This is a genomic window from Enterococcus sp., from assembly GCF_032555305.1.
Lineage (GTDB): Bacteria > Bacillota > Bacilli > Lactobacillales > Enterococcaceae > Enterococcus_A.
The window spans coordinates 1-25,523 of the sequence record NZ_JAWGOQ010000030.1; the positions used below are offsets into that span (position 1 = coordinate 1).

General features: G+C 41.2%; 20 protein-coding genes. 6 read left to right on the plus strand and 14 right to left on the minus strand.

The genetic code is table 11. The annotated features are described in order from the left end of the window. Positions 1 to 395 precede the first annotated feature (395 nt). Positions 396 to 1,346: a hypothetical protein gene (locus E6139_RS18085; protein WP_316404885.1), complete on the minus strand. Its 951-nt coding sequence runs from the start codon at positions 1,344 to 1,346 to the stop codon at positions 396 to 398. A gap of 180 nt (positions 1,347 to 1,526) precedes the next feature. Between E6139_RS18085 and E6139_RS18090 the strand changes: the two genes are divergently transcribed. Continuing rightward, positions 1,527 to 4,100: a transglycosylase domain-containing protein gene (locus E6139_RS18090; RefSeq protein WP_316404887.1), complete on the plus strand. Its 2,574-nt coding sequence runs from the start codon at positions 1,527 to 1,529 to the stop codon at positions 4,098 to 4,100. Between the two features lie 70 nt (positions 4,101 to 4,170). Next, positions 4,171 to 4,620: a hypothetical protein gene (locus E6139_RS18095; RefSeq protein ID WP_316404888.1), complete on the plus strand. Its 450-nt coding sequence runs from the start codon at positions 4,171 to 4,173 to the stop codon at positions 4,618 to 4,620. 64 nt (positions 4,621 to 4,684) lie between these two features. Here E6139_RS18095 and E6139_RS18100 read toward each other — a convergent pair whose 3' ends face one another. The 9 genes from E6139_RS18100 to ptcA all read right to left on the minus strand — a co-directional run bounded on the left by E6139_RS18100 (position 4,685) and on the right by ptcA (position 16,362). Further along, positions 4,685 to 6,073, minus strand: a complete 1,389-nt coding sequence (locus E6139_RS18100) for a glycoside hydrolase family 1 protein (protein ID WP_316404890.1) — start codon at positions 6,071 to 6,073, stop codon at positions 4,685 to 4,687. A 133-nt stretch (positions 6,074 to 6,206) separates the two neighbouring features. Beyond that, positions 6,207 to 7,175, minus strand: coding sequence for a LacI family DNA-binding transcriptional regulator (locus E6139_RS18105; RefSeq protein ID WP_316404892.1), 969 nt, complete (start codon positions 7,173 to 7,175; stop codon positions 6,207 to 6,209). A 59-nt stretch (positions 7,176 to 7,234) separates the two neighbouring features. Beyond that, complete coding sequence (locus E6139_RS18110) at positions 7,235 to 9,532, minus strand: glycoside hydrolase family 3 C-terminal domain-containing protein (RefSeq protein WP_316404894.1); 2,298 nt, start codon at positions 9,530 to 9,532, stop codon at positions 7,235 to 7,237. After that, positions 9,525 to 10,859 carry a PTS sugar transporter subunit IIC gene (locus tag E6139_RS18115; RefSeq protein WP_316404896.1) on the minus strand — a complete coding sequence of 445 codons (1,335 nt, stop codon included), beginning with the start codon at positions 10,857 to 10,859 and terminating at the stop codon, positions 9,525 to 9,527. Before E6139_RS18115 ends, E6139_RS18110 begins: the two co-directional genes overlap by 8 nt. 174 nt (positions 10,860 to 11,033) lie before the next feature. Beyond that, the gene (locus E6139_RS18120; RefSeq protein WP_316404898.1) at positions 11,034 to 11,711 is read right to left on the minus strand and encodes a CPBP family intramembrane glutamic endopeptidase; all 678 of its coding nucleotides are present in this window, start codon (positions 11,709 to 11,711) and stop codon (positions 11,034 to 11,036) included. Between the two features lie 95 nt (positions 11,712 to 11,806). After that, positions 11,807 to 12,736 carry a carbamate kinase gene (gene arcC / locus E6139_RS18125; RefSeq protein WP_316404900.1) on the minus strand — a complete coding sequence of 310 codons (930 nt, stop codon included), beginning with the start codon at positions 12,734 to 12,736 and terminating at the stop codon, positions 11,807 to 11,809. A gap of 11 nt (positions 12,737 to 12,747) precedes the next feature. Then, positions 12,748 to 13,845, minus strand: coding sequence for an agmatine deiminase (gene aguA, locus E6139_RS18130; protein WP_316404902.1), 1,098 nt, complete (start codon positions 13,843 to 13,845; stop codon positions 12,748 to 12,750). Then, the gene (locus E6139_RS18135; RefSeq protein WP_316404904.1) at positions 13,799 to 15,220 is read right to left on the minus strand and encodes an APC family permease; all 1,422 of its coding nucleotides are present in this window, start codon (positions 15,218 to 15,220) and stop codon (positions 13,799 to 13,801) included. The genes aguA and E6139_RS18135 overlap by 47 nt, the downstream gene beginning before the upstream one ends. 122 nt (positions 15,221 to 15,342) lie before the next feature. Next, positions 15,343 to 16,362, minus strand: a complete 1,020-nt coding sequence (gene ptcA, locus E6139_RS18140) for a putrescine carbamoyltransferase (protein ID WP_316404906.1) — start codon at positions 16,360 to 16,362, stop codon at positions 15,343 to 15,345. 273 nt (positions 16,363 to 16,635) lie between these two features. On the opposite strand from ptcA, the gene E6139_RS18145 reads away from it, so the two are divergent. Continuing rightward, on the plus strand, positions 16,636 to 17,601 hold the full coding sequence (locus E6139_RS18145; RefSeq protein ID WP_316404908.1) for a helix-turn-helix transcriptional regulator: 966 nt from the start codon (positions 16,636 to 16,638) through the stop codon (positions 17,599 to 17,601). Between the two features lie 17 nt (positions 17,602 to 17,618). Here the strand turns inward: E6139_RS18145 and E6139_RS18150 are convergent, their stop codons facing one another. Next, positions 17,619 to 18,590, minus strand: a complete 972-nt coding sequence (locus E6139_RS18150) for a hypothetical protein (RefSeq protein ID WP_316404909.1) — start codon at positions 18,588 to 18,590, stop codon at positions 17,619 to 17,621. A 401-nt stretch (positions 18,591 to 18,991) separates the two neighbouring features. On the opposite strand from E6139_RS18150, the gene E6139_RS18155 reads away from it, so the two are divergent. Beyond that, positions 18,992 to 20,386 (plus strand): amino acid permease, encoded by a 1,395-nt coding sequence (locus E6139_RS18155; RefSeq protein ID WP_316404910.1) that lies wholly within the window; start codon positions 18,992 to 18,994, stop codon positions 20,384 to 20,386. Between the two features lie 99 nt (positions 20,387 to 20,485). Here E6139_RS18155 and E6139_RS18160 read toward each other — a convergent pair whose 3' ends face one another. Continuing rightward, positions 20,486 to 21,613 (minus strand): AI-2E family transporter, encoded by a 1,128-nt coding sequence (locus E6139_RS18160; RefSeq protein ID WP_316404912.1) that lies wholly within the window; start codon positions 21,611 to 21,613, stop codon positions 20,486 to 20,488. 236 nt (positions 21,614 to 21,849) lie between these two features. Between E6139_RS18160 and E6139_RS18165 the strand changes: the two genes are divergently transcribed. Further along, the gene (locus E6139_RS18165; protein WP_316404914.1) at positions 21,850 to 23,040 is read left to right on the plus strand and encodes an AI-2E family transporter; all 1,191 of its coding nucleotides are present in this window, start codon (positions 21,850 to 21,852) and stop codon (positions 23,038 to 23,040) included. Between the two features lie 185 nt (positions 23,041 to 23,225). On the opposite strand, the gene E6139_RS18170 is transcribed toward E6139_RS18165, so the two are convergent. Next, positions 23,226 to 24,389, minus strand: coding sequence for an aminotransferase class I/II-fold pyridoxal phosphate-dependent enzyme (locus tag E6139_RS18170; protein WP_316404916.1), 1,164 nt, complete (start codon positions 24,387 to 24,389; stop codon positions 23,226 to 23,228). Further along, positions 24,386 to 24,880, minus strand: coding sequence for an Lrp/AsnC family transcriptional regulator (locus E6139_RS18175; RefSeq protein WP_316404918.1), 495 nt, complete (start codon positions 24,878 to 24,880; stop codon positions 24,386 to 24,388). The genes E6139_RS18170 and E6139_RS18175 overlap by 4 nt, the downstream gene beginning before the upstream one ends. A gap of 237 nt (positions 24,881 to 25,117) precedes the next feature. Here E6139_RS18175 and E6139_RS18180 point away from each other — a divergent pair, with 237 nt between their 5' ends. Beyond that, positions 25,118 to 25,447, plus strand: coding sequence for a hypothetical protein (locus E6139_RS18180; protein WP_316404920.1), 330 nt, complete (start codon positions 25,118 to 25,120; stop codon positions 25,445 to 25,447). Positions 25,448 to 25,523: the final 76 nt, after the last annotated feature.

Here is a 25,523-nt window from a genome sequence, read left to right on the forward strand (position 1 = left end):
ACCCCCTATCAAATGAACATGTCCAATAAACATGTCTAATTACAGGAATTGCTCTCTCAATTTCCCCACCTCTAAGAATGTGATCTTTTGGGTTATTTTCCTGTTGCTCCAAATATAACAATTATTGTGATATATTTCTATAATCCATCAAAATTCAAAAAAAATCTTTGAATTATGACGAAAAACTGTCGCTAAATACCATATATTTTATAATATCTTTAATAAATTGATTGGCAACTTCCTCTCATAAAACATGCTTGGATATTTAAGTAAGATAGCGTTTTTTATCGCATTCTGTACAATACAAAAAGGAAGCATCAAATTGTTTCGATGCTTCCTTTTGTGTTTACTCTTTTCAATTACTTCTTTCGTTAATGATCGACCACACATTAACATTATTGGCGATTGATCGAAACGATCTTCTGTTGCAGGCGATCATAGACAACGACAAATTCTGCAATATTTTTTTCAGATGTCGGCACGCGGAAATAGTAGTCCGATTGTCCGTCCGTTGGTGTATTCGTGTGGTAAAAGCCAGAAAGATAGGCATGAGCCAAATCTCCGCGGGTATCTCTGAATAATTCAAAAAAACCACTTTGATCAGTAATATCAATGCTCTTTTCCAAAGCCTTAAACTCCGTTTGATCCTTATCCATACCAGCTTTCTTCATTTCCCGATACAGCTGGGTATCCGTTCCGCGACGAACGACTTCAGTCCAAGCCGTCTCAAAATCAGCGGATTTATCCAGATAGGTATCATCCTTGGTGATGACTGATTTGACGTCACTGCCCTCCTCAGTGGTCAGATCCGCCAATTCATTTCCATCAAAGCGCAGACTCACTGTATAATCGTGACGGGATCCGCTGGTATCTGTAAAGCTCCAGACTTGTCGCTGCGTCGTTAAAGGCTGATCATTGACTAAACGCTGACCAAAGCCAATCAGACTGACACTGACAAAGCCGTTTTCATCCGAACTCACCATTGGGTAGATTTTTCGATAAAGATCGAAAATATTTTTTGAATTTTTCGCTGGTCCATAGACTTTTTCAATGGCAGAAGCCATCGCCTGCGAACTGGAAAAATTGTTTTTGTCTTCAAATTCCTTATTTAAGTCTTCAATTTTTTTCGTTTGTTCTTCTAATAATGTTTGATCATTGATATCTCTTAGTGCCAATACTTTTAATTTCGGTAATTCTTCTTTCTTTTTGGCTTTATCGTCACTAGCGAAGACACTGAAGGGAATCGTGAATTGTGGAAAGTTCCCGCTCAGGACAACGCCAAAAATCCCGACAAATAAAGCAGCCAGCACGCCCCAAAAGATCAACCATTTTTTTGATGTGTTCATGGGTCACCTCTTCTCTTACTTATTGTGGCGACTAATTAAGCGAGCGTCAAGTATTTCTGATGAATACTAGCCTATTTTTATGAAATAATCTAAATTTTTCTTGGAAAAATATGATTATGATAGTTATTCTTGTCATTTTCTATTACACTAGAAGAAATGATTTTATAAGGATAGGCGGATATGGCAAAGAGACAAGAACGACATCAAAGAAAAAAAGAAAAGAAAGACCGAACAGCAGAGACAAAAGAACCACGCAAAAAGCTGGCAAAATCAACCAAGATTTCGCTAAGTGTACTTGCAGTGATGCTGTTGATGGTGATTGCTGGAACGATTTTCTTTTTCCAAAAATACGGAAAAGAAGTTACCGCCGCGATCGATGCGGGCGAGGAACATGCGGCAAAGATCCAAGAGAGCGACTTCAAGCAGTACCATCCTACAACGATCTTGGATAAAAATGGGCAGGTCATTAAGGAACTGAAAACACAGGAACGCGATTATTTGACGTATGACAAGATGGACCCATTAGTATCCCAAGCACTGATCTCTATTGAAGACAAACGTTTTTATGAACATAACGGCGTCGACACGCAAGGATTACTGACTGTTGCGCTAAATGCAGCGACAGGTCGCGGGGTTCGCGGAGCTTCTACCATCACCCAGCAGCTGGTGAAAAATATCTATTTGACACCGGAAGTCTCGATTTCTCGTAAAATCGAAGAGATGGTCATGGCTCAGTCATTAGAAAAGAAATTTACGAAGCATCAAATCTTGGAATACTACTTGAATAACGTTTATTTCGGTCACGGCGCCTATGGGATCAATGCCGCAGCGAAAGTCTATTTTGGTAAATCCATCAACGATACCAGCCTTTTAGAAAAAGCGACTCTGGTAGGGGTAACTAACAATCCTGGCATCTTTGATCCAACGACCAACAAGAAAAATGCGTTGAAGCGGGCAAAATTGATCCTAAAGGAAATGAACGCCCAAGGTTACATCACAAAGGAGCAATACGATAAAGCGGTGGCAGATGACTTTACCGCTAAGATTCACAGCAACGCTTTGAACAATCAATTAGACAATAACGAGGTTGCTTTGGCAGTTGATTCGACAACAAAAATTCTGATGGGCCAGCAGGACTTCCGCTTCCAATACCAATTTGATTCGAAGGAAGAGGAAGATCGCTACAACAAAGAATATCAAACGGCTTATAACAAAGTCTACCAACGGATTCTATCCGGCGGCTATCAGATTAGCACCAACATTGACACGGGACTGCACGATCAATTGCAGGGAATTGTCAGCAATGTCATGAATGCGTGGCAGGATCGCGGCGGTGACAATAATTTTTATACGAAACAGGCGGCGATGACCGTGATCGATAATCAAACAGGCGATGTGGTAGCCAGTATCGGCGGCCGCGGTGAGGATGGCAATCATTACAACCGCGCTTTCCTTTCCTACCGTCAGCCTGGTTCAGCGATCAAGCCGCTGGTGTCCTATGCCCCAGCATATGAACGGGGATTATTGGAAACCAGTGCGGTCTCAGATGATCGTCCGAATAATACGTATCCAAATAATGTTTATAATAGCTCTAAAGGGAATTTAACATTGAGAAACGCTCTGGCGGTTTCCTCTAACGTCGTAGCTTATAAATTAGCGGATGAAAACCGCAACGAATTGAAGGAACCCGTCTACCAGCCACTTGCCCAAATGCAATTTACAGGTTTGGATGTGGAAGATGACAATCCTATTATCGCTGTCGGTGGAATGACCTACGGAGCAACAACGCAGGAAATGGCTAGCGGAATCGCGACTTTAGTAAATCAGGGAAATTACCGCGCACCGATGAACATCCAAACTATCAAGCGCAAGGATAATGGTCAAGAGGTATTTTCTCAGAACGACCTTGCCCAACAGAAAATTTACAGCGACGATGCGGCTTATTTAACAATCGACACGATGAAAGCTGTCCATCAAAATGCGGACGGAACAGCCGCTGGCTTGACCTTGGCACACAATCAATATTGGGCAGTCAAGACCGGGACAACCGATGAAGCGAAGGATTTATGGACAGTCGGTGCCACTCCCCATTACACGGTAGCTGTATGGGCCGGTGATGATACACCGCAGCCGCAAGACAACACTAGTGTTGGTCAAGCTACCAAAGAGATCTTCAAGCAAACGATGGATCTTTTGAATAATGGCAAAGAAGATGTTGATTTCCAAATGCCGTCTTCTGTACAAAAAGTTGGCGGACAGCTAGTCACTCGTTCAAGTCAAACAAAGCAAGTCTTAGCTACTCGACAAAATGCACTACAAACAGCAACGGCTAATATTGATACATTGGCGAAACAGAAGGCCAATGAATTGACCGCCGCCAAGCTGAGTACGCCGATGGTGGAAGAAGCTACAACCTTCAGCAACCAGCTGATCTCTGATCGAATCGATACTCTCAGTCAATTTGAGATCATCGTGACCGATTCTCAGGATAACTGGCAAACCTTTGATCAGTACGCCCAGCAGGTTTTCGCCCTCGTTCAACAGGTCGAGCCTTCCGGTGGTACGCTTTCTGACCAGTATACGAACGTTTACCGTAATAAGGAAGCCGAATATGCTCATGAAAAAGCGGCACGTGACTCAGCGTTGAATGCGGTCAAAGATCAGATCAATGACACAAAAAATCAAAGTAAAGACCTAGATAAGCAAATCAATGATCTGAAAAAGCAGGTTGAAAAAGAAAGAGATAGAGATTAATAAACAGTCGCCAAATTGGCGACTGTTTTTGCTATAGTTAATGTTAGAAGACTTGAAAAGGAGCGAAATCATGAAGGATGTATTAGAACTATTGATATCAAAGGACACAAAAGAAGCTATGGCCGCTTTCAAACAATTAGAAGCTGAATGTATCGCAGAACCAATCTACGCGGGTAATCTGGAGGTGTTTCTTCCTGCCCTCACCGCAGATCGATCCTGCGGCCGTGGACGTGCCTTCAAATTTTTTATGATCAACGCACGCTGGGATTCGCAAAAAAATATCGAAGCACATCTCGATGAAATTTTGGCGGTCCTAGACGATCCCAAAGCCCCAGTCGTTCGCCAATGCATTCCTTATTTAATTCATTTGGCGCATGCCAAACCCGAATTAATCCCGTTAATACAGGAGAAGGTAGCGTCTTTGGATTTAAGTCAGTATAAAGAAAGCATGCAGCGATTGATATCAAGAGATGTGGAAACGCTGTTACTTCAAATCCCAAAATCAACATTACCAAGATAATGAAAAATACCGACTGCTCAGACATCCGAGCAGTCGGTATTTTTCATTTTGCTCCAAGCAACGGTCACTTTTCAAAACCATTTCTTTCGATGACTTCAGACATCCAGAAACTTGATTTTTTAGGAGTTCTTTTATAGTCATTCGCCAAATCCACACGGTAAAATCCGTAACGATTTTTAAACGCATTCAACCAACTCCAGCAATCTGAAAATGTCCATAGATGATAACCAAAGCAATTCGCTCCTTCAGAAATTGCCCGATGCAGCTCTTCCAAGTGGTCTTGAATGAATGTGATTCGATAGTCATCTTGAATGATTCCATCCGCATCCTCAAAGGACTCTTCTTGCGAAACCCCCATTCCATTTTCGGAAATGTACCAAGGGATTTCTTCATAATCATTTTTTAGCCGCATCGCAATGTCATAAATCCCACGTGGATAGATTTCCCAGCCACGATGAGGATTCACTCGTTTTTGAGGCCAATCATACCCTTGGAATAAATCGTGAGGACCATTTATTGTTTCAACTTTCTTTTCCTCTGAAACGGCTTGTACTCTCAGCGGCTGATAATAATTGCAGCCGATAAAGTCCACCGTGTTGTTTTTGAAGATTGTTTTATCCCCTTCATTCGTTTCAGGTGATAAATCCGAAGCTTTCAATTTTTGAACAAACTCCTCGGAAAAATATCCTTTAACTGCACAGTCTAAAAAGCTGCGAATATAAATATGATCAGCCCATTTAGCCGCTTCAACATCTTCTTGCGAATCACTTTTGGGATAGACAGGCGACAAGTTCAAAATGATCCCGATTTTCCCATCATTGTAGCGTGAAAGTCGAAAAGCTTCCACTGCTTTAGCATGGGCCAGCATTGTATGATAGCCAACTTGTAAGGCACGTTTAAAGTCTCGAACCTTTGGCCAATGAGCATCCCCGTAGTACCCACATTCGATGTGTACCAGCGGCTCATTGAATGTGACCCATTTTTTTACGATGTCACCGAACTGTTCGAAAGCAACACTTGCATAATTGGCAAAATGATCAGTTGATTCTCTTACTTCCCAACCACCCTTTTCCATCAGCCACCAAGGCATGTCGAAATGGAATAAATTAATGATCGGCTCGATCCCATTCGCTACAAGCTCTTGAAAATAAGAGCGGTAAAAGGTCACCGCTTTGGGATTAAGTGTTTTACCATCCGGCAGCAATCGCGCCCAAGCAATGGATGTGCGATAAGAATTCAACTTCATCGCCTTCATATTTGCAACTTCTTCTTTGTACAACGCATATACGTTTGAAGTATTTTCTGGACCAACCTGATCATAAAAAAGCTCAGGCTCCATTTCAAACCACTTGTCCCAAGTTGTCGGACTCTTTCCATCCTTACTTGCAGCACCTTCTGATTGAGGTGCACTTGTGGCAGCACCCCATAAAAAATCTTTTGGAAATTGAAGCATCATGTATCTCCTTATTCAGTTTCTATTTTATTTAGTTCGTTCATATCTTAACGCTGACTAAAATTGATTTATTTCTTAGAAATAGCGATTCATTTCAGCATGAATCGCCATCCTAAATACCATTGATTGGTTGTTAAAGGCCAAAAATCTCATTCTCGATAATCTCGTTTTTCCCTTCCGAGGGCTGCTCTTCATTCATACGATCCAACAGCATTTGCGCAGAACGTTGGCCAATTTCTTTTGTTGGCGCTTTTATAATAATTCGGTCTGCCAATAATTCAGCCATCTCACTTGTGTAATCATAATGAGCTAAACTGAGCTTTTTTTGTTCAGAAAGTTTAGAGTGCTGTAAATACTCCAGAACGCCTGTCATCATATTGTAGTTTGTCACAATTAGTGCGGTAATATCCTGTTTCAGCAATTTTTCGCTACCCAGATAGCCGCTGATTCGTGAATAATCCCCATATTCAATCACCAAAGAAACATCAGAGTGTTGCTCAACCGCTTGCTTGGCACCCAATAATCGCTCTCTCGCTACATAGTCATTTTGCGGAGCAGCTAAAATACCGATTTGTGTGTGCCCTTCGTGAACGAACTGTTCTACTACCTTGCGGACACTTTTTCGATCGTCCACCTGAACACGATCAACACCAGGAAGTTTCACAGGACTGTTAATCGTTAATACGGGAATAGGTAATTCAGCTAAACGCTCCATTCCATCCCAATCTTGTTCGGACATGAAAACAATTAAACCATCCACTGCATGTTGGATTAAATAGTCAATCTTTTGATCCACCAGAGAGACATCGCCCTTAAATCCGCTCAATAAAACAGAGTAGCCATGTTTCTCCATGACCTCTTCGATTCCACTGACGACCTCTGCACCAAATTGACTAGAGATGCTGTTCATCAAAAAGCCCACAGAAAAACTACGATTGTTTTTTAGTCCTTTGGCGATAATATTCTCTTTATAATCCAGCTCCTTAATGGCAGCCGCGATTTTTTTCATATTCTGTTCTTTCAGCTGATGACCATTGAGATAGCGCGACACGCTACCTAAGGATACCCCCGCCAATTCCGCAACTTTCCGAATAGATGACATCTCATTTTTCCTTTCTTACTCATGTTAATACTGCATGAAAGTAGACTGGAGTTTAACCGCTAGTCAGCAAAATAAATTTCTTCTGAAAGATGTTTCACCATCACTCGACACCCATCCGCTTGTTTATACACTTGATCCAAATCGGTGTAACAAAGGGCTTTTTTTGGCAATCTAAAGGTGACCTCGGTTGTTTCACGCGGTGCCAATTCGATTTTAATAAACTCTTTCAGTTGTTTGTGGCGTTGAATGACTGATCCACCGAACAATCGAACAAACAACAGGACTGATTCTTTCCCAGCAACTTCTCCGTCATTTCTTACAGTAAGACTTATGATTATTTTGTCAGACTCTGTGTTGACTTGCAAGTTCTCGTAAGAAAAACTCGTATAGCTGAGCCCATAACCAAATTCATGCAACGGAGAACCAGGTTCGTCGTAGTAGTCATCTTTTTTTGATGCGGCTCTTTGATAATAGTAGACGGGCAATTGTTCTGTATTCCGCGGGTAGCTGACACTAAGTCGCCCACTTGGATTGTTTATTCCTTGTAGGGTTCGAGCAATGGCTGCGCCACCTTCTTGCCCCGGGAACCAGCCAACTAACACCGCATCAGAAAGCTTCTCAACTTCTTGAATATCATAGGTTCGGCCTTGAATCAGAACTGTCACGATCGGTTTTCCCAGCTCATGTAGCTTTTTTAGAAGTGCCAACTGCTGACCGCCCAAAGTTAATGAAGCAACGTCAACGTTTTCTCCGGAATCCATATTGATTCCCTTAGAGGATACCGCTCCATTGTTCAAAAATTCCATATCAAAATTACGCGCGCTTGAACCACCTAGAACTAAAACGATTCCCTCTGCATCCTGACAGGCAGCGACCGCAGTGTTGATTTTTTCCTGCTGGTTTTGCTTGTTACGAACCTCACAGCCTTCCGCGTAAACGACTTCCGTCGCGGCAAAAGCTTTTTGGATTTCGCGGAAAATAGTTTGCTTCTGCATATCAGAAGTCTGAGGTGCGGAGTAATCCCCTAACAGCGCATAAATATTATCCGCGTTTGGTCCCACTACCGCGATTTTTTTCATTGACTGCTGCAAAGGTAAAATTCCATTGTTTTTGAGTAAGGTCAATGATTCTTCCGCTGTTTTCAAATTTAGTGCCTTCGATTCAGAAATGAGTTTAGAAAATGTTTTACTCGGGTCCTTGATGAATGGATCATCAAACAGACCTAATAAAAATTTGATTCCTAATACACGAGCGCAGGCTTCATTCAAATTTTCTTCCGAAATAATGTGAGTATTTACACCTTCCGCAATTGTTAAATAGGTCTCATCCCAAAGACTCAAATCCACACCAGCTTTTAAGGCAGCGTTCGCACTGTTCACTTTGTCAGCAAAAACATCCTGCAATCGGTCTAACGCAATGCCATCCGCCATGACGATCCCTTGATAGCCTAGCTGTTCTCGCAGTGTTTTTTGGAATAGCTGACCATTGATATGACAAGGCACTCCGTCCACATCATTGTACGCAGCCATGACACCCATTGCGTTACGAGTACTCGCTAGCAGCGGCAAATAAACGTCGTTGAACTCCCGATTTCCAATCGTCACCGTTCCAGAATTATGTCCGCCTAACGCTTCCCCCTGAGCAATGCAATGCTTCAACACCACGCCGATTTGCTCTGGTCGGCGATTGATTTCAGCAACCGTTTGGTCTAAATAACTGGCTTCTTCAGAAATCAAGTCTCCTTGAAATCCTGCTACAACTGCCTCGCTCATCTTCGAAGCTAAAATTGGATCTTCCCCAAAGCATTCTTCAGAGCGTCCCCAACGCGGGTCCTTAACTAAATCCAATGTTGAAACAAGGGCCAAATGGACCCCTTTAGCCGCCAATTCCCGTGCCATCAACTGACTTGACTGCTTGATAAGTTCAGAATTAAAGCTATTTCCCCGTCCAATATTTGTCGGATAGGAAACTCCACCCAATCCTTGATGTCCATGGGGGCACTCTTCGACAATCAATGCAGGAATATTCCAACGTGATTGACTGATCACGTATTCCTGTATTTGATTAACTAGTTTCCAGCTTTTTTCTGGAGCAATGCCATTTTCAAACCCAACCTTAGACCAGGGATCAGCACGAAACAGTCCGTACAACGCGCCTATGCCGCCCCCCCATTTCACGTGCTCTTTGAATTTGTCTGTGAATAGAATTTGATCATCCGATTGTTTTTCATAGCACTCCCAGCCATAAAGATGCTGATTCACTTGGCCGACTTTTTCTTCCAAGCTCATTCGATCTAAAAGGTCACGAACACGTTCTCGAATCGTTCGTTCAGGATTTTGGTAAGGATAATTACCCAAGTAACTCTTCTCCTCTCATTTGCGCTTCCTTATTTGAAGCGATCACAAATGGCATAAATAGAAATACATCCAGTACAATCAATAAGATCGTTAGTACACTGGCCATTACATTTCCACCAGTCGCAATGAATGATTGGATAACCGGTGGTGTAATCCAAGGCGCTGCTGCTACCGTCTTGCCTACCAACCCAATACTTGTCGCGAAATAAGCAATAATCAAATTAATCGAAGGGATTATCGCACATGGAATCATGAAGATTGGATTCATTACGACAGGAAGCCCAAACATTACCGGTTCCGTAATATTAAACATACAGGTCGTTAAGCCAAGCTTGGCTACTTGGCGCTGATCTTTCCGTCTAGAAACCCACAGAATGGCAATCACTAATGGAAGAATACATCCGCCGCCGCCAATCAAACCAAAAGCATTCGCAAAAGGTTCGGTAATAATATTGGGAATGGCTTCATGATTTTGAAACGCCAGCATGTTTTCTTCGATCGATTGCAGCATCGGTGCCTGTTTAATGGGAGCCAAAATGCTAGAACCATGCATTCCGAATACCCATAGAAAATCAGAGAAGAATTGGATGAACAGCATCCCTGGAACGGATAATACAAAGCCCTTTAATGGTGTCTGGATCGCTAAGTTAATTAAATCAGGTACATTCATGCCAGTCGCTTTATTTAAGACGAAAACAAACGTTCCAAAAATTAAAATGACTAGCACTTCAGGAACTAGCGAATTGAATGACGTCGCTACTGCAGGCGGCACGCCGTCTGGCATTTTGATCTTAAATTTTTTAAATTTTGCGAATCGGACGAACAACTCGGTACTTAATAATGCACAAATCATGGCTGTAGCTAAACCTGAACTAGAAGTCAATTCCTGAGAAAAAACGCCTCCCACTTCAGCCGTTGTACCATCTGTCAGTGTAACCAATGTGTTAACTGGCATCAAAATGAACATCGTTGCTAAGCTTAAGACACCCGCGTGAACAGCATTAAAAGCAGGATCATCAATGGCCTTTGTCTTGATATAATAATTGGCTAAATTTACGCCGATATTGTAGCAAACAATTACCGCTAGAATACTCATTGTCCCATTATTAACGATCACCGCTAATTCGGATAAAATGCTCAAATCAATAATTTTTTGCACTGCTGCATTAGAAAAAATTAAAGCATTTAATAAGACCATAAAAGAGGCAGCCATTACAAGCGGCATAGTAATGATAAAGGCATCACGAATGGCTAAGAGATGGCGCTGATTATTGATTTTTGACACAATGGGCAATAATTTTTCCGATAGCTTGTCTACAAGATTCATAATAAAACTCCCTATTATTCATTTTTGAACCGGTTCAAAAAAGAATAATAGCAAACGATTTCAAGAATTACAATAGATTTCAAGAATATTTTTGAACCGGTTCAATTTTAGGATGAACATTCCTCTAACAATTGGTAATCAATAAACTACTCATGACTAGATAAAGTAGATGTGCTAATGCAGAAGCAGCCCTACTATACCAATGACATTGTTGAGTATGTGAATAGCAACGGGAACGCCAAGCTCTTTGGTTTTACTATAAGCATATCCAACTATCAGCGCAAAACCACCATAAATGATCCAACTAAATACTTCTGAAGGATTATGCAGCGCACTAAAAAGAATGCTTGAAAAAAGTATTCCGAGCATTTGATTTTTTTTGAAGACAAGTCCAATTATCCCACCTCGAAAAGCCATCTCCTCCATAATAGGTGTGCAAAAACCGTAAATAAAAACTACTACAAACAGAGGAACTCCCTTGAAGGATTGATTTAACATTTGATCATTAATCGTAGTACTCATTCCCTTTTGCATCATAAAATGAAAACACAGTATGGTAAGTAAACGATAGATTACTAAGCCAAAAAAAATGGTCACTAAACTTTTTTTGGAAAAAGAATCTAGCTTGAAAGTAATACCACTTATTTTTTTAAGGGCAAAAAGCAATATCCATACACTCACAACAGCTAGAAGACAACAGAACAAATTAGCAAACATCCTACCTTTGCTCCAATCAATCGCTTGAGCAGTAGTAAAGCTCATATTAAGAAAAATATTCAAAATTATGAAAAGAGTTCCTAATCCTAATCCCAAAATTATACTCCAAACGCGTTCAATCGTAGAATCCTTCAATGATTTGCTCCAATCGCTTTTTCCCCATTATATCATTTTAAAAATGTCAAAAAACTCATGTCTTTTTCAAATTGAGAAAGACATGAGCCGTTTTATTACATCTGTACGGTTGTTCCGCTGTTTCCATCCAGTGTTTCTGAAGCTTTTTCCAATGAAGCAATGATCGCACGACGGCCGGCTTTTGATTCGGCGAAGTCGATAGCTGCTTCCACTTTTGGCAGCATACTACCTGGCGCGAATTGGTCTTCGCTGATGTATTGCTTCATATCTGTTACAGACGTTGTTTCCAACGCTTTTTGATCAGGCTTGCCAAAGTTGACGAAGACATGATCTACGGCTGTTAGGATAATGAAGACATCGGCATCGATCAATGCAGCCATTTTCGCTGCAGCAAAATCCTTATCAATCACGGCATCTACACCTTTGTAACGCGTGCCTTCGTAAATCACCGGAATGCCTCCTCCACCACAGGCGATCACGACTTGCCCCGCGTCGACTAAGGTTTGTAAGCTAATTTTTTCATAGATATCGACTGGTTTTGGTGAAGGTACGACACGTCGCCAACCGCGACCTGCGTCTTCGACATAAACATCGTCGCTTTCATCCATCAGTTTTTTGGCTTCTTCTTCAGTGTAATACCCGCCGATCGGTTTTGTCGGATTCGCAAATGCTGGATCTTTTGGATCAACCACAACCTGTGTCAGCATCGACACAACTGGAATATCGTTTAATCCGCGTGAAACCAACTCTTCATCAATAGCTTGCTGCAAGTGATAGCCGATATAGCCTTGGCTCATCGCAGTACATTCTGGAAACGGCATTGTATCTTCCGCTGATTTGCTGGTTTCTTCAAAAGCCAAACGGATTTTTCCGACCTGTGGACCGTTTCCGTGAGCAATCACGACTTGATGTCCAGCGGTGATTAGATTAGCGATTGATTTTGCTGCTAATTCGGCTTTAGTCAGCTGCTCATTGGCAGAATTGCCAAGGGCGTTTCCTCCAAGCGCGATAACGATTTTTGACATTTGTATCCCCCTTATCTTTTCGGTTGTTGTTGGGTGATACAATGAATATTTCCGCCACCATAAACAACTTCTACTGTATTTACGCCCACGATTTCTTTATCTGGGAAGATCATTTCTAATTGTTCTAATGCTAAAGCATCATTCTTGTCGCCGTATTGCGGTACGATTACCCCATTGTTCGTAATCAAGAAGTTCATGTAAGAAGCGATACAGATGTCGCCATCTTCACGCGGCATTGTTCCTTCTACATAATCAATCTTGAAGTTGCCATCGATTTGAACGTTTTCGATTGGGCAGCAGATTTTATGAACTTTTAGTTTGCGGCCTTTCGCATCCGTCATATCAACCAAACGCTTGTAAGCTGCTTGCGCGGCTTCATAGAATGGACTATTTTCATCTTCAGTATAGATACAAGCCACTTCACCCGGACGAACGAAGCAGGCTACGTCATCCACGTGACCGTTTGTTTCCTCTGGATCGATCCCGTCCCCTAACCAAAGTACTTTTTCACAGTTTAAATAATCGCACAATTTTTGTTCGATTTCTTCTTTGCTCATGTGCGGATTACGACCTTCACTCAACAAACACATTTCAGTCGTCAATACAGTGCCTTCGCCATCAACGTGGAAAGAACCGCCTTCTAAAATGAAATCATCTGTCCGGTAAGAATCGACATGTTCGATTTCACAGATTTTTTGAGCAACTAAATCATCTTGATCCCATGGGAAATACAACCCGTCAACAAGTCCGCCCCAAGCATTGAAACCCCAGTCAACACCGCGCAATTCACCTTTGTCGTTGATCACGAAGCTTGGGCCGCAGTCGCGAATCCATGCATCGTCATTAGACATTTCATAGACAGTGATATCGTCTGGTAATTGACGACGACAGTTTTGGAATTGTTGTTGTGAAACCACTACATTCATTGGTGTAAATTTACTGATGGCTTTTGCCACTTCAGTAAACGCTTCTTGTGCTGGTTTCCCTCCATCACGCCAGTTATCTGGACGCTCAGGCCAAATCATCCAAACTTTTTCTTGTGGTTCGTATTCCCCAGGCATTCTAAACCCGTCTTGTTTCGGTGTTGTCTTTTCGATTCTCTTCGCCATTGTAAATTACTCCTTCTTTCTTGATTTTTTTCACCCATATAATCGCTTCACCAAATAAGGTGAAGACGACAGCTCCGATCGTAATCGGTAGTTGTTGACTTAATGTTTCCGCATCGAATTGTAACGGTAATGCTGTGAAGATCAATGAAATTACGATCATAATCATTGGCAGCGCCACTAAAACTTTCAACAAGCCATCGCTCCCGCCAACTCTGAATGGTCGCGGTGTATCTGGATCGATTTTGCGTAATTTGTAGAATGCTGGAAAAACTGGAACATACGACATCAAGAACATTACTAGGTTCAATGAGAAGAAGGCCCAGAATAGATCCTGATTTGGTAAAATTGGCGCGATGACAACGACAACGGTAGCAACGATCCCATTCATGATTGCTGCCCCAATTGGCATTTCATCTTTTCCACCGCGTTTAGCGAAAATTTTCGGCATATCGCCGTTTTCAGCTGCGTAGCAAGCGGTATTATTAACACCTAATGACCAAGAAATCATGTTGCCGAACAGTGTCAGCAAGAACAGGAAGGCCATTGCGATGATGAACCAGCCACCAGTTGAGCCCGTCAATAGTTTAAAGCTGTCCATCAAACCGCTACCGGTACTGATTTGCTCCGTTGGAATTGCCACACCAATCCCGAATGCTGAGAAGATGTAGATCGCTGCGATCACTAAACCACCAGCAATGATTGATTGTGGGATTTGTTTTTTCGGATTTTCCATGTCATCCGCAAAGGTACAAATAACCTCAAAACCTAATAAGTTAAATATGATAACCGAAATAAAGGATAAGCTGTTCAGGTCAAAGCTTGGCAGCATTGATGATAATGTGAACTCATTCGCTGCACCCTTTGTCGCAAACGTGTATAGCCCTAAAGCACCGATCAAGATTGCCAAAAGCATCTTAATTACAGCCGCGCCATTCAAAATCCACACACTGTCTGCAACTGGATAAAAACTAATCCAAACGATTACCCAAATAAAGACCAACTCGATCAAAATAGCCGGGATTGTCGAAAATTCGATCCCTGTGATTGTTGTCAATAGATCGGGACAAACAACTGCTAATGAAGCCAGCCATAAAGGATAATTGATCCAATAATACCAAGATACCCGCGAGCCCCAACGGTGTCCAAATGCTTGGGTAACCCAGTCATAGATACCGCCGTCACCAATATAGGTCGTTCCTAACTCTGAAGAAATCAAACCGTATGGCAAAAGGAACGCGATTAATAGGAAGATCCACCAAAAAAACTGTGAATTTCCGATCGCCGCAACCGGCGCCGCTGCCTCTGCCACGAATACGACACAGATAACGGATAAGATTGCACTCATCAAACTAAACTTTTTCTTCTTTTCTCCCATTGTTTTCTTCCTTTCCGGTACAAGGGAAACAGGGATTGAGGATTTCCTCAATCCCCGAATGGAAACAATCTTGATGAATTTTGCTTATAGCTGCAGATCATTTCCGTCCTCACCTCTGGGGTCTATAGTGCTTTGCCTAAAAAGACTTCCAAATCTGCTTTTGCTGCTGCTTTTTTCTTTTCATCAATTGGGTTCTTTTCTGCGTAATCATGCATCAAGTAAACCAGTAAGCCACGAATCGAAGTCAAACGGTTTTCTGCTTCATCGAAACAGATTGAGTTTGGTCCATCCATCACTTCATCTGTCACTTCTTCCCCACGTGTTGCAGGCAAGCAATGCATGAATTTCGCATTTTCGCCAGCACGTTTCATTAATTCATCGTTTACTTGATATTTAGGATAGAAGGTGCTCATACGTTCTTCTTCTGATAATTCTGCCTCATATAAGCCATACCAAACATCTGTATAGACATAATCAGAGCCTTCGATTACTTCGATTTGATCAGAAACTGTGTATGACCCGCCAGATTCTTCACAGATTTTATCTAATCTTGCACGGTGGTCCTCATTCAATTGGAACCCTTCAGGACCGAATTGTACAAATTCCATGCCCATTTTAGTTGCGACTAAGCCTAATGAGAAACATACTTGTGTAGCGTCACCAATGAAGGAAACTTTGCAGTCTTCAATTTTCTTGCCTTCTGGTAAATGTTCGATCATTGTACAAAGGTCGCCCAATTCTTGTGTAGGGTGGTTGAAATCAGACATTCCGTTGATAACAGGAATTGTTGCGTTGTTCGCTAAATCATAAACACTGTGATGACGTTCAACACGTGCCATCAAGATATCTACTAAACGAGATAGAACACGACTCGTATCTTCGATTGTTTCGTGTCCGCCTAACTGAATTTGACCTGGCGCTAAATATTCTGCATGTCCGCCGAGTTGAGTCATCGCTGTTTCAAATGAAACCCGTGTTCTAGTAGAAGATTGTTGGAAGATCATGCCTAACACTTTATCTTTTAATAATGGCGGATAAAAACCGTTCTTAATAGAAGCTTTGATTTTCAGTGATAAATCAACGATGTATTGAATCTCCTCCTTCGTGTAATTTTCTGTTGTAATGAAATCTCTTTTTGCCATGTTGACGCCTCCTAAGTAATTTGTTTGCTTTTGCATCTTTACTTTAGGTGAAAAAGCACAAGTTTACGATAAGCTAAAGGATGTAAACGCTATCATTTAGAGTTATCCCCTTCACAGTGATGGTTTATTTTTAGATGTAAACCTTTTATTTTTCAAGGGTTTAGAAAAGTTTAGGGAAAAGTTTAGTGGATTTTGAGGCGAAGTAGGAATAAATGATGTTATACTTAAGTCAAGAACCAGTTCTTTTGATCTCAAAATGAAAGGGGATACAATATGATAGCTATCTTTATTTACAATATCCTTTTGATCATTCTTTATTCCATAACCATGGCATTTGCAATAAATTTCTATTTAAAAGAAAAAAACAAAATATTTCTATTGATTAGTCTCTATCTGGCATTTTTTATTTTTGACAACATCATTATTTATATGACCGAATTTATCAATACCTTTGCCCAAAGCTATGACCAGGCGTTTATGAGCGCACCTGCAGTTAAGACCATCATCTTTATGGGAAATGCCTTCTTTTCTGTTGCTATTATTGCGGAATTACGGAAGGAAAAGCTCAAACCGTATCATTATGCCCTACTGATCGCGTTAGCTGTTTGGATGATCTCGATCCCACTACTGCCAAATTCAGCCTTTAAAGTGTGGCTTTACTATCTAGGAAATCAAGTTTTCCTCTTTTACTTAGGATTTTATTGCTGGTATGGAACAAAAAAAGAACTTCCGGACCTCAACAAGGGCTATTTGAAGAAATTGTCGATCATCAGCTTCTTGTTTAGCATCCTGATCGTTATTGAAGACAGCTTTGTGATCTTTAACGTTGACCAGTACAGCTCCTTAACGACTAAAATATACAATCGGAGTATTTCCGAAGATATCTTCTCTATCGTCGTCTGCCTATTGATGATTCACTTCTTCTTGAAAGGCCGTCAAGTCCAAGAGGAAGAAACGCCTGAAGAGCAAGAGGAAGCTATGATGATTAAGAGATTTTGTCATGCTCACCAGTTCACGCAACGAGAATCCGAGGTTTTTGAATTACTTTTGTTCCACTGCACTAATCAGGAAATTGCTGATCGGTTATTTCTCTCACTAGGAACAGTTAAAACACATGTCCACAATATATTCATCAAACTAGATATCAAGAAGCGGACGCAGATTTTCCCATTATTTGAGGAATATCAGTCAGCATCCAACGAAAAACTCACCTTAAAAAAGAGCAACGATTTCTTATAGAAATCGTTGCTCTTTTGCTAATCATCCTCTGACGATGAACTTGAACTCGAGCTGGAACTTGATGAACTTGACGAGCTGGAAGAATCCGATTCTCGAGAACTCGATTCTGACTCCGCCTTTTTGCGAGAGGATTCTTCCTCTCTGCTTTCGTCAATTGAATCCAAGATATCCTTGTAGGAATCATAGGTCGCCTGTTTTTCGGCTAAATCCTTTTTCAACTCGTTCAATTCCTTGTTACGCTCAGCTAAAGCCTTGGCTTGTCGTTCTTGATAGCTTCGTTCGGCAGCTGCCATGGACGCGTCACTTTGCTGGATCTGGGAGGCAAAGCTACTGTTCTCATTCGACAGTTGATTTTTAACGGGCGTCAGCTCATCCAAAAGCTGCTGCTTAAATTTTCCGTCAGGTAGGATCGCAAGTGTTTTCACCCCTGATAAGTAGTCCGACAAGGTCAAATTATTCCCCTTGTTTACTAGATCGTTCACCTCGTTTTCGCCATTCACGAAATCCTTGGACTGAGCCTCGGCGATATTCAGAATCATCTGGATGTCCTGACCCCAATCCTTGTCCTTCGCCGTACTTTGACTCAACTCTTCCTTTAGTTCCTTGATCTTATTTTCCTCAGGCTTTTTCAAAATCGGCCGTGCGGATAAGTCCAAGCCGTTTAAAACATCCGATTCAAATAAATTATTCAAATTCTCTTGAAGCTGAAAATTTTTCTTTGCTTGATCAATATCCTCTAATGTCTGACTTTCTCCACGCTGATTTTTGACCTCATTAGCTAGTTCGTCAAATGCTTCAGCTGAGATATCAGCTTTAAAATAGCCAGATTTTTGGTCTTCATATAGATCTGTTAAACGCTCATTCAGAACCTTCTTATTTTCTTCGTCCGTTTGGTTCATTTTTTCTTGAAAGATGTGGTAGCTGGCAAAACTGACAGCGCCGAACACAACCAGTCCTAATATCACCCAACCGATCGTTTTCTTGTTCAAAGCGGGTCCCCCTTATTCACTATTTAAATTGTCATGTCGCTAAAAGCAGCGCATGTATTTTTTCTAACCACTGCCTATGAAAAATATCAACGATGAAACTAGCAGCTATTTCGATTTTTATGAATTCTTTTTTCATTGAAAAAAAAGTCTTATTCTCTTTTCGCATACCATTTTACTAACTGACTAAAGTCAGAAATAAAACTGGCAATTGCCAACATTATAGCATTTTAGCTTTTACAAAACATCGGTTATAGTGAAATCTTTAGCAACTCTTTTTATTTTTTTGTTATTTTAAATTTATTAGAGCTTTATAACCGTTTTATTATAAAGAGGGCAAATTTTTAACCTATCTCCAAAATTTTGATAAACTCGTTCTATTCTTAAAAAAGGGACTGATTTTATTGGAAACACATGAAGAATTGGATAGAGGATTAAAAAATCGGCATGTCCAATTGATTTCAATTGGAGGAGCGATCGGTACCGGCTTATTTCTTGGTGCTGGGAAAACCATTCAATTAACAGGTCCTTCGATTCTTCTATCTTATACGATCACCGGCTGTGTCATTTTCTTAATCATGCGAGCTTTAGGTGAGTTGATGCTCTCGAACTTAAATTACCATTCATTTTTAGATTTTATTGCAGATTACTTAGGAAATAAAGCGGCCTTTGTAACTGGCTGGACCTATTGGTTTTGCTGGATTGCCATCGCCATGGCTGATTTAACGGCAACAGGTCTGTATGTTAGCTACTGGCTGCCCCATATCCCCCAATGGCTACCGGAAATAGTCGCCCTGGTGCTTTTGCTTGGACTGAATTTAGTAGCGGTTGGACTATTTGGTGAATTGGAGTTTTGGTTTGCCCTGATCAAGGTTGTTGCCATCATCGCATTAATCATCGCCGGAGCAATTATGATTTTTGCCGGCTTCAAGACCAGTGCTGGTCCTGTATCTATCAGCAACCTCTGGAGTCACCACGGCTTCTTTCCAAAAGGGATAAATGGTTTTATGCTCTCCTTCCAGATGGCAACCTTCGCATTTTGTGGCGTTGAACTCGTTGGACTAATTGGTGGAGAAACATCAGACCCTAAAACAGTGCTTCCAAAAGCCATCAACACTATCCCGCTTCGCATTATTTTGTTTTACCTTGGCTCACTATTCATGATTATGTCTATTTATCCTTGGTCAAGTTTATCTGCGGATCAAAGTCCATTTGTTCAAGTCTTTTCTGAAATTGGGATTGCCGCAGCCGCTTCGATTGTAAACTTAGTTGTTTTAAGTTCTGCTATGTCGGCCTGCAACAGCGCTATATACAGTACCAGTCGAATGGTGCGTTCATTAGCTCAAGAAGGCAGTGCGCCAAAACGTTTTACAAAACTAACTCGTAATCGTGTGCCCGGAAGCGCATTGGTGTTTTCGACCCTCGTCATTTTTATCGCAGTAATCTTGAACTTCTTCGTCCCTAGCCACATCTTTACGACAATTAGTTCGGTTGCGACGATCTGTTTTATCTTTATTTGGGGTATGATCGTCTTTACTCACATGCGTTATCGTAAAACAAATCCTGAGTTAGCTGCAAAGAGCTCGTTTAAACTGCCCCTCTTTCCTTATACGAATTATCTGATCTTCGCATTTTTAGCATTTGTCTTGTTTGTTTTGGCACTAGCCGCTGATACTCGTGAAGCGTTGATCTTTTCACCAATCTGGTTTATCGCACTTCTAGCGATTTATCATTTCAAATTCGAACGGAATAAACCGATATTTAGTAAATTTTTGCACCATTCTGACAATCGTAATTAAAAGTAGTTATTTTTTTCATCACTGTACATGCAGAAATTTCACAAATAAGAACCGCCAGCCAAAATGACTCGCATTTTGGCTGGCGGTTCTTCATGATTATTATTCTATTGGTCCATCGCCAGTGTCCTTGAACAAATGACTTTCGCGGCGAAGCTGATAGATTTTGTGGAGATTGATAATCAACGTTTTGATCACGGCATACACCGGGATACAGATCAGCATCCCAACGATACCAGCTACACTGCCAGCTCCAATCAAAACTAAAATGATCGTCAATGGATGAATATTCAATGACTTACCAAACAACAGCGGCTTGATCAGGTTTCCATCCAGCTGTTGGATCACCAATATTGATAAACCCATATAAAGCGCCTGTAGCGGTGAAATGAACAAGCCGACGATCACAGCAGGTACAGCTCCGATAAAGGGCCCGACATAGGGAATAATGTTGGTGACTCCGCAGAAGATGGCCAGTAGCACGCTATAGGGCTGCTTGAAGATTGTCATAGCAATAAAGCTTAAAATCCCAATGATAAAAGCGTCTAAAACCGTACTGCTGATATAAGCAGACAGAGTCTCATTCAGCTCGCGAACCGTCTGCCGCAGCTCTTTGCGAATAGACAAAGGGAAAAACTGCGAAGCAGCATCCAAGAATTTATGCCCATCTTTGAACATAAAAATCAAAATAAACGGTACTGTGAACAAAAGAACGAAGAATTTCATTGCAAAACCTACGATTCGCGACAAACTTGAGGTGACACTAACGATCCCCACTCTAAGCAAGTTATTGATCGTCAAATTTGCTGAAGCCAATTGCTCCTCTAGGTTAAAGTTCTTGAACTCTTCTCTGCTAGCCAGCTCATTGATCCACCGGCCTGTTTCCTCCGCATAGACCGGAAGATTCTGTGTAAGCTGGACCGTTTGCTCGATCATCTTAGGAACAGCGTTCATCATGATCAATATAATAATGAACATAATCACGACAAAGGAAATTAAAAATCCTGCAACACGTGGAAGCCCGCCTCTTTCCTCTAAAAAAACAACGATCGGATCAAACATATAATATAGAAATCCCGCGATCAATAACGGCATTAGAATCGCAGAAGCCATCCCAACGACTGGTTTGAAGATATTCGGCATTTGCAAAAGAAAATAAATTCCGATAATAGTTAAGACAATCTCAGCAGTCCAAAAGAACAATTTTGATTGCTTGAAACGTGACAGCATAAAAGCCTCCTTAAAAAAATTCTTATCCCCCAGGATATGGCTTCATCTTATCATTTATGAGTAAAAGCAAACACGGTTTTCGTAAAAATCATAGAGAAATTTTATATAAGCGGCAATTTTATTCAAGGATTGGGACTTTTCCGATCCTTTTTTTAATAAATAAACGGTTCAAGCCTAATTTTTGTGTCCTATTTCCTTCTTCGTTACAATTAAAAGAAAAAAAGGATTTGATAATAATGGAACGACCATCGACAAAAGCGACCCGTTGGATCAAGTTTATCGGCGGCCGGAACCTCATTTTTACGTTGATTGCCGGAGTTTTGCTAGGAGCTTTGATTTTTATTTTTTACCATGTTCGATTTATCTTTGATCCGCTATTGATTATTTTTAAGACCGTCTTCGCTCCGGTCTTACTGGCCTTGATTTTGTACTATTTATTGGCCCCGATCGCTAATTATTTTGAGAAAAAAGGTGTGAAGCGAATCATTTCTATTTTAGGAATCGTCGTTGTTTTACTGCTTCTCTTAGGCGCCTTCAGTGTCTGGGCGGTACCGAGGATTTATAGTCAAACAGCGAGTCTGGTGAATGATTTTCCGAAGCATATTGATAGTTTTAATCAAACCCTACAGCAGTTGGCAAACGGGACAGTCCTTGAGAGTCCGGTAGAAGAAATCTTTGGTTCCTTAGAGGATGTTGTCTATCAGATCATCAATACTCTGTCTAATTCTCTTGGTGATATTCAGACCTTTGTCGGAAGTCTTTTCTCAACGGTGAGCGGCTTTTTTGTCATCCTGTTCACGGCACCGATCATCACCTTTTTCCTATTAAAGGATGCACATCATTTTCACAGCTATTTCTTGAAGCTGCTGCCGCCAAGGTTTCGTGATGACTCCAATGAACTGGGGGCGATCTTGAATAGCCAAGTTGGCGACTATTTAAAGGGGCAATTCATCGTCGCTTTAGCTAATGGTGTGATTGTCTTTGTCGGATTTTTACTTATCGGTATGCCTTACAGCCTTCCGCTGGCTATTCTGGTTACAGTCACTTCAATCATTCCTTACATCGGTCCATTTATTGCCTTTGTTCCCTGTGGGGTAATCGCCCTGTTGCATTCCTTTCAAATGCTGATCGGCCTGATCATCGTCTGGATAGTAGAACAAATTTTGAATGGTAATGTGATTGAACCGAAAGTTTTAGGCGATCAATTGAAGGTCCATCCTGTCACCATTGTGCTAGTTTTATTGGTCATGGGAAACCTATTTGGATTATTTGGTTTAGTTTTCGGTATCCCAACTTACACTGTTTTTAAAGCTTTTGGCGTTTTTCTGTTCCGTAAATTCAAGCAGCGCTATAATCGTTATTATGGCAAGGATGATGGAGAATATGAAAATACCGAATTCTCTCAAGAAGAATATCCCAATAACTAGGTGTGTCGCTCGCTCATTTTTCTTGAAAAGGAAAATGAGCTTTGTTTTCGTACGCGTATAATTTCACTGAACTACTCCATTCATTGTTTAGTACGTGCCCCTTAAAAGAAAATACATTCCAAATCATTTGCATAAAGCGTAACGCGCAAAAAGGAGTGGATCCCTCCACTCCTTTTTGCTGTTTCTTACTTCAATCGTATCACAAAACGCTCCAAACGCTGGATTGCTTCTTTTAGCTCATAGATCGAATAGGCATAAGAAAGACGTAAAAATCCTTCCCCGCTTTTTCCAAAAGCCGAGCCGGGAACGACCGCCAGCTTTTCTTCATCTAATAACCGCAAAGCAAACTCCTCGCTGCTTAAACCATATTGGCTGATATCCGGGAATAGATAAAAGGCGCCCTTTGCCTTGTAACAAGGCAGCCCCATCTTTTCCAATGCATGATGCAAGTAATTTCGACGCTCCTCATAAGACAAGCGCATCCGTTCCACTGTTTCCTGCCAATTGTTTTTCAACCCTGCTAATGCTGCATATTGACTTGCTGTTGGCGCCGCCATGATCGTGTACTGATGCAGCTTCAAAAGCTGCTCCATAAACATTTCTGGTCCAGCCATAAAACCTAAACGCCAGCCGGTCATAGCAAAGCCTTTCGAGAAGCCATTGATGACAATTGTCCGCTCACGCATTCCCGGCAATTCCGAAATGCTGGTGAAGGGCTCATCATAGACTAACTCTGCGTAAATTTCATCGCTAATGACTAACAGATCATGCTTCTTCACGACATCTGCTATCCTGATCAAAGCTTCGCGATCCATCGTACCGCCAGTCGGATTATTCGGAAAGGATAAAATCAAGATCTTGCTCTTTTCAGTAATAACATTCTCCAGTTCTTCAGGTGTCAGCATGAACTGATTTTCCGCCTGCAGATCAATCGTTACTGGGGTGCCTCCAACAATTTGTGTGATAGGTTCGTAACATACAAAACAAGGCTGTGGAATAATCACTTCATCCCCAGGATCAACAAACGTGCGCAAAGCGATATCGATCGCTTCACTACCGCCGACCGTAACCACAATCTCTGTCTTCGGATCGTATTTAACTTTATTGCGATAAAGCAGGTAGTCGCTGATTCTTTCCCGTAATTCGATCAAACCCGCATTGGCGGTATAGAAGGTGCGACCTTCCTGAATCGATCGAACGCCCTCCTGAGCCATATGAGACGGTGTATCAAAATCTGGTTCTCCCACACCAAGAGAGATCGCATCGGGCTGTTCTGAGACGATGTCAAAAAATTTTCTTATACCGGATGGTTGAATATCCGTGATTTTTTTCGTTAAAAAATTTCTCATGGGCTCACCTGAATTCTAGGGTCAGAGTCATCCTGATACATGTCGATACCCCACTCCTTGTATTTGTCTAGCAAGAAATGCGTCTGGGTCCCAGAAACGTCGGGAATTGACGCTAAGTTGGTAGAAATGAATTTTGAGATCTCTTTGATGTTGCGCCCTTGCAGCAGCAGGATAAAATCAAAGCCGCCGCTGACAAAAAAGAACGATTTGACTTCAGGAAACTTTCTTACACGTTCAGCGATTTCACGATAGCCTTCCTCACCTTTAGGAATCGTTTGGACTTCAACTAGTGCTTCGATCCAATCATCCTCTACTTTGTCCCAATCAATCAACGCTTTGTAGCCGCAAATGATTTTTTCTTGTTCCAGTCGTTTGATTTCAGCAGAAACGATCACTTCATCTTCGCCCAGCATCACCGCATATTCCTCAATACTCAACCGACAGTCGGATTCGATTAGCTTCAATAGTTGCTTGCGTTTACTTTGTTCCATATGAACGTCTCCTTCAATTTAACAATTTGTTAGCTACTTTTAATCTTTCGTTTATTATTCCCAAAAAAAGAAAAACTGTCAAATTATTTTGAAAATTTCTTAATGAATGGTAGATTGACAAAAAATTCCCTTTTTACTCAAATTTTTTCCATTTTTTTATAACACAAACACTGGGTTTCATAGTACAATAAATAGGATGAGCTACAAGCAAAATGCGTAAAGGCAGGAGGATTGTGAATGGAACAAGTAATCGAGATGTTTATTGAAAAACAGAGGCAGCGTTTAGCAGACGGCAAGATCCGCCAAGAAGAATATGAGGCTTTTTTAGATGGGATCAATGATGCTCTCTCATTTTTAGGGATGCATTATGTGAATGGTTCAGAAACTGTCGAAAAAGACGACCGCAAACCAGCGAGCTTTAATGAGATTGAAGAAAAATATAAAAAATTCCGCGAAGTAGCGATGTATAAAAACAGCTTCTTGCGAGTATCAGATATCATCAAGCACTCTGGTCAGATGACTGATGAACTCAAGAAAATCAGCAAAACAGTTAAAGAAGAACTCTAAAGAAGCGAATCATTGCTTCTTTTGAGTTCTTCTTTTGAGTTGCGATAAATCCTCTTATCTCTATAATGATGCTTCA